This window comes from uncultured Sphingomonas sp., assembly GCF_964243315.1.
Classification (GTDB): domain Bacteria; phylum Pseudomonadota; class Alphaproteobacteria; order Sphingomonadales; family Sphingomonadaceae; genus Sphingomonas.
In genome coordinates this window covers 1-5,367 of the sequence record NZ_CAXTEM010000101.1, presented here as the reverse complement: position 1 = coordinate 5,367, position 5,367 = coordinate 1, and the positions used below count along the sequence as shown (strand labels likewise).

6 protein-coding genes and 1 pseudogene are annotated in these 5,367 nt (G+C 66.2%); all 7 read left to right on the top strand.

Annotated features, from left to right (window positions below; all coding sequences use genetic code 11):
- Positions 1-110: flagellar basal body rod C-terminal domain-containing protein (locus ACFE77_RS15970; protein ID WP_375422636.1), on the top strand; the 110-nt coding region annotated here is incomplete at its 5' end.
- Complete coding sequence (locus ACFE77_RS15965; RefSeq protein WP_375422635.1) at positions 110-793, top strand: flagellar basal body L-ring protein FlgH; 684 nt, start codon at positions 110-112, stop codon at positions 791-793. The genes ACFE77_RS15970 and ACFE77_RS15965, both read left to right, overlap by 1 nt.
- 41 nt (positions 794-834) lie before the next feature.
- Positions 835-1,925: pseudogene (locus ACFE77_RS15960) on the top strand (flagellar basal body P-ring protein FlgI).
- Positions 1,922-2,254, top strand: a complete 333-nt coding sequence (locus tag ACFE77_RS15955; RefSeq protein WP_375422634.1) for a rod-binding protein — start codon at positions 1,922-1,924, stop codon at positions 2,252-2,254. Before ACFE77_RS15960 ends, ACFE77_RS15955 begins: the two are co-directional and overlap by 4 nt.
- The gene (gene flgK, locus ACFE77_RS15950) at positions 2,251-3,597 is read left to right on the top strand and encodes a flagellar hook-associated protein FlgK (protein WP_375422633.1); all 1,347 of its coding nucleotides are present in this window, start codon (positions 2,251-2,253) and stop codon (positions 3,595-3,597) included. The genes ACFE77_RS15955 and flgK overlap by 4 nt, the downstream gene beginning before the upstream one ends.
- A gap of 5 nt (positions 3,598-3,602) precedes the next feature.
- The gene (locus tag ACFE77_RS15945; RefSeq protein WP_375422632.1) at positions 3,603-4,493 is read left to right on the top strand and encodes a flagellar biosynthesis protein FlgL; all 891 of its coding nucleotides are present in this window, start codon (positions 3,603-3,605) and stop codon (positions 4,491-4,493) included.
- A 91-nt stretch (positions 4,494-4,584) separates the two neighbouring features.
- Positions 4,585-5,367, top strand: a 783-nt coding sequence (gene motA, locus ACFE77_RS15940; RefSeq protein WP_375422631.1) for a flagellar motor stator protein MotA, incomplete at its 3' end; no start/stop codon positions are given.

Genomic DNA, 5,367 nt, shown 5'->3' with positions numbered 1-5,367 from the left:
TCGTCGAGGAACTGGTCGACATGATCGAGACGCAGCGCGCCTACGAGGTCAATTCGAAGATGATCTCCGCCACCGACGACATGCTCAAATACATCAACCAGAACATCTGATGCGCATCACGATCACCCTCGCCACGCTGCTCGCCGTCGCGCTTGCGCCCGCCAGCGCCGATGCGCGCATCTTCAAGAAGCGCAAGCCGCCCGAGGATTTCTCCTCCGCGCGCGCGCCGATCGCGCCGGCGGTTCAGCCCGGCTACGCCAATGGCTCGATCTTCCAGGCATCGACCGGCTATTCGGCGCTGTACGAGGGCTGGCGCGCCGGCCGCGTCGGCGATCCGCTGACGATCGTGCTGGTCGAACGCACCGCGGCGTCGAAGTCCGCGAGCTCCAAGCTCGACAGCAGCGGCAGCGGCGGCATCACGCCGCCGGCGAGCGGGTTGCTCAACCTGTTCAACCGCAGCGACGCCAGCGCTAGCGGCAATCGCAGCTTCGACGGCAAGGGATCGACCGATCAGGCGAATTCGCTGTCGGGCGAAGTCAGCGTCACGGTCGCCGAGGTCTATCCCAACGGCACCATGCTGGTGCGCGGCGAGAAGCGCGTGACGCTCAACCGCGGCGACGAATATGTCCGCATCAAGGGGCTCGTCCGCCTCGCCGACATCAGCGCCGACAATCGCGTGCTGTCGACCCGCGTCGCCGACGCGCAGATCGCCTATACCGGCAAGGGCGACGTCGCCCGCGCCAGCCGGCAGGGGTGGCTGAGCCGCTTCTTCTCGGTCGTGAGCCCGTTTTGAGGATGCTCGGCATGTTGTTCCCTTACCTCCGATCGAAGCGAATGGGCTGGGTGGCCATCGCTATGGCGCTGGTCGCCGCGGCGAGCCCCGCGCACGCAGACCGGATCAAGGATCTCGGCGGATTCCAGGGCATCCGGTCGAACCAGCTCACCGGCTACGGTGTCGTGGTCGGCTTGCCCGGCACCGGCGACGACAATCTCGAATATACCGTGCAGTCGCTGAAGGCGGTCGCATCGCGGTTCGGCCTGCAGCTGCCGCCGAGCGCCAACCCGGGCATGAAGAACGCCGCGGTGGTGCTGATCACCGCGGATCTGCCGCCCTTCGCCAAGCCCGGCCAGCGGCTCGACATCACCGTCGCGTCGATGGGCAAGGCAAAGTCGTTGCGTGGCGGCAGCCTGATCCTGACCCCGCTGCTCGGCGCCGACGGCCAGATCTACGCGATGGCGCAGGGTAACCTCGCAGTCGGCGGCCTTGGCGCAGAGGGCGCGGACGGGTCGAAGATCGTCGTCAACATCCCCTCCAGCGGCCGCATCCCCGAAGGCGCGACGGTCGAACGCGCGGTGGAGACCGGGTTCGACAAGGCACCGACGCTCACCTTCAACCTGGCGCGGGCGGATTTCACCACCGCGCAGAACGTGGCGGGCGTGATCAACGGCAAGCTCGGCGCCGGCACCGCGCAGGCGATCGACGCAGTGTCGGTGGCGGTGCGCGCGCCGTTCGGTGCCGATGTTCGCGCGACGTTGATGTCGACGATCGAGAACCTCGACGTCACCTCCGCCGAGCCGTCCGCAAAAGTAATCGTAATGCGCGGACCGGAACGGTCGTTATCAATTCTGCGGTACGGGTCGGTCCGGCCGCGGTGACCCACGGCAAGCTGACCGTGCGCATCGACGAAAACCAGCGGATCAGCCAGCCGGCACCGCTCAGCCAAGGCCAGACCGCGGTCGAGGAACGCTCGAACGTGGCGGTCGAAGAGGAGAAGAAGCCGATGTTCCTGCTCGCTCCCGGACCCAGGCTGGCCGATGTCGTGAAGGCGGTGAACGCGATCGGTGCGTCGCCGGCGGATCTCGTCGCGATCCTCGAAGCGTTGAAGCAGGCGGGTGCGCTGAAGGCCGAGTTGATCGTGCTATGACCCCGATCGCGCCCACCACCCCCGCGGTTTCGACCGCAGGCATCGGCAACGACAGCAGCCGGCTGAAGTCGACCGACAATCTCAACAAGGCGGGCGAGAAGTTCGAGGCGATCTTCACCGGCATGATGCTGAAGAGCATGCGCCAGGCGAAGCTCAGTGATTCGCTGTTCGAATCAAAGGCGCTCGACACCTTCACCGAGATGCAGGACGGCGAGGTCGCGAAGGCGATGGCGTCGCACACCCCGCTCGGCATCGGCAAGGCGATGACCGACTTCCTGGCGAAATCGCAACCGGATCTTAACCAGCCTACGTCAGACCCGCCGAAATGAGCGACTTGCTCTCGATCGGCGCGTCGGGCGTCCGCGCGTATCAGACCGCGCTCAACACCGTTGGCGAGAACATCGCCAATACCGGGGTTGCGGGATACACGCGTCGCACGACCGGGCTGGCCGAGGTCTCCGCGACATCGAGCTCGATCAACGCTCGCTACGTGACCAGCGGCAACGGCGTCGCGGTAACCGGTATCGGCCGTGCCGCCGACATGTTCAAGGCGGCGTCGGTCCGCCAATCGTCGAGCGACCTCGGCCGGACCGAGACCGGCGCGACCTGGCTCGACCGCATCGAGAGCGGACTGACCGAAGGTGGCCTGTCCGACAAGCTCACCGGTTTCTTCACCGCCGCCCGCACGCTGTCCGCAGACCCGACCTTGATCCCCGCCCGCGCGGTGCTGATCGAGACGGCGACCTCGACGGCGCTAGGTTTCCAGCAGACCGGCACCGCGCTCGATCGCGCGATGACCGAGCTCGACGCCACCGCGCAGCAGGCCACGCGCACCCTTAACGTGCTCGGGACACAGCTCGCCGCGATCAACGACGGCCTCGGTCGCACTTCGCCCAACGGCGCGACCTCCGCGCAGCTGATGGATCAGCGCGACCAGGCACTCGAGCAGATGAGCGCGCTCAGCGACATGACGGTCAAGATCGACGAGCTCGGCCGCGCAACCGTCTCGCTCGGCGGTGCCAACGGTCCGTTGTTCGTCGCCGGCAACGTCAGCGGCACTGCCTCCTATCGGCGCAGCGCCACCGGAGTCGCGTCATATCTGGTGCAGCGCACCGGTACCGTCGCCACGATGTCATCCACCGGCGGCGCGCTCGCCGGCATCGTCGACGGCGCACAACGGATTGCCGAAACGCGGACCTCGCTGAACGCGATCGCCGCGGACTTCACCAGCCAAGTCAACGCGGTACAGGCACAGGGCCGCGATCTCGACGGCGTCGCGGGCCAACCGCTGTTCGCCACCGGCGCGACCCCAACCGACATCGACGTGGTGCTGACCGACCCGCGCGGCATCGCCGCAGCGTCGGCGACCGGCGGCACTCGAGACGCATCGAACCTCACCGCGCTGCAGGGCGTGCGGACGAACCGCAATTTCGAGGGCCGCACCACCGCCCTGATCACCGCCAACGCCGCGGCGCTGGACCAGAAGAAGCAGGTCGCGAATGCGCAGAACTCGATCCTCGACGGGGCAGTGACGGCGCGCGATGCGGTGTCCGCAGTCGATCTAGATTCGGAGGCGGTTGAGTTGCTCCGCTTTCAACAGGCCTATCAGGCATCGGCACGCGTGATCCAGGTCGCGCGCGAGACGATGCAATCCATCCTCGAGATCCGGTAGCCGCGATGCAGATTCCGACGAACGCCTTCTACGATCGCGCGACCCGGTCGATGCGCGGGCTCACCGTCCAGGCGGATTCGCTGCAGACGCAGATCTCCACCGGCAAGAAGCTGTCGACGCCGTCGCAGAACACCGCGGCATATCAACGGCTCGCGACGCTGAAGCAGGCGAGCGCCGATTCGGACGCCTATGGCACCAATCTCGGCCTTGCCGGATCGCTGCTTTCCAGCGCGGACACGACGCTCGGCGCGATGCGGGACCAATTGCAGCGTGCGTCCGAGCTGACCTTGCAGGCGCGCAACGGCACCCAGAACGATTCGAGCCGCAAGGCGATCGCAGACGAACTCGACCAGATCGTCGAATCGCTGGCGGCGCTCGGCAACACCCGCGATCCCCGCGGCCAGCCCTTGTTCGGCGGCGTCGACGGCGGCGCGGCAGTGACGAAGGTCGCCGGCGGCTACAGCTTCGCGAGCACGACATTGACCGCGATCCCGATCGGCGATGCGCAATCGGTCCAGGCGACCGAACCCGCCGCGCGCGTGTTCGCCGCGGGTGGCACCGACATCCTCAGCGCGCTCACCGACTTCTCGTCCGCGCTGAAGGCGGGCGGCGACATCGACGCCGCCGCCACCACCGCACTCGACGATATCGCCGCATCGAGCGAGCAGGTCGACACCATCCAGGCTTCGCTCGGCGCCCGCGCCGCCCGGGTAGATCTCGAACAGAGTCAGCAGAAGAGCGCCGAGACCGATCGTGAGGTCATCCGCTCGTCGCTCGAGGACACCGATATCGCGACCGCGATCACGCAATTGCAGAAGACGATGACGATCCTGTCGGCGACGCAGGCCAGCTTCAGCAAATTGTCGAGCCTGACGCTTTTCAATTATATCAAGTGACCACCCGGATGGTAACCGAATGAACAGGTTATCGGGTTAATCCGGACTCCTAAGACGTCGGCATCGCCGACATATTCCGGGGGTCTGCCACGTGTTTCCTGCCATCGGTCTCGTCGTCCTCATCGCCATGGTGTTCGGCGGATTCGCCATCACCGGCGGTGCGCTGGGCCCCGTGATGCATGCCATTCCGCATGAGATGCTGATCATCGGCGGCGCCGCGGCCGGTGCGCTGATCATCGGCAATTCGGGCACCGAGCTGAAGGCGATGGGCGGCGGCCTCGCCAAGGTCTTCAAGGGTCCGAAATACAAGAAGCAGGATTATCTCGACGCGATCTTCCTTGTGTCGAAGCTGATGAAGATGCTGCGGATGGACGGGCCGATCGCGCTCGAACCGCATGTCGAGGATCCGAAATCGTCCGCGGTATTCGCGGAATATCCCAAGCTGCTCGCCGATCACACGCTGATCAACCTGATCGCAGACACGCTGCGGCTCGTCGTTGTCTCTTCGGGAACGCTGGACGTCCATGCGGTCGAGGAGGTGATGGATCATTCGATCAAGAGCCACCATCACGAGGTCGAGGGGCCGCACACGACACTGTCGAGCCTCGCCGACTCGCTGCCTGCGCTCGGCATCGTTGCCGCGGTGCTCGGCATCGTGAAGACGATGGGATCGATCGACAAGCCGCCCGCGGTGCTCGGCGGCATGATCGGGTCGGCGCTGGTCGGCACCTTCATGGGCGTGCTGCTCGCCTATGGCGTCGTCTCGCCGCTCGCCGGTCGGCTGAAGCAGGTGATCGACGCCGACGGCGCGATCTACGACGTGGTCAAGCAGATCATCATCGCCTCGCTCCACGGCCATCCGCAGCCGCTGGTG

Excerpts from the sequence above, each read along its gene's own strand:
- ACFE77_RS15965 (WP_375422635.1), top strand. The coding sequence starts at position 110 with ATGCGCATCACGATCACCCTCGCCACGCTGCTCGCCGTCGCGCTTGCG.
- ACFE77_RS15955 (WP_375422634.1), top strand. The coding sequence starts at position 1,922 with ATGACCCCGATCGCGCCCACCACCCCCGCGGTTTCGACCGCAGGCATC.
- flgK (WP_375422633.1), top strand. The coding sequence starts at position 2,251 with ATGAGCGACTTGCTCTCGATCGGCGCGTCGGGCGTCCGCGCGTATCAG.
- ACFE77_RS15945 (WP_375422632.1), top strand. The coding sequence starts at position 3,603 with ATGCAGATTCCGACGAACGCCTTCTACGATCGCGCGACCCGGTCGATG.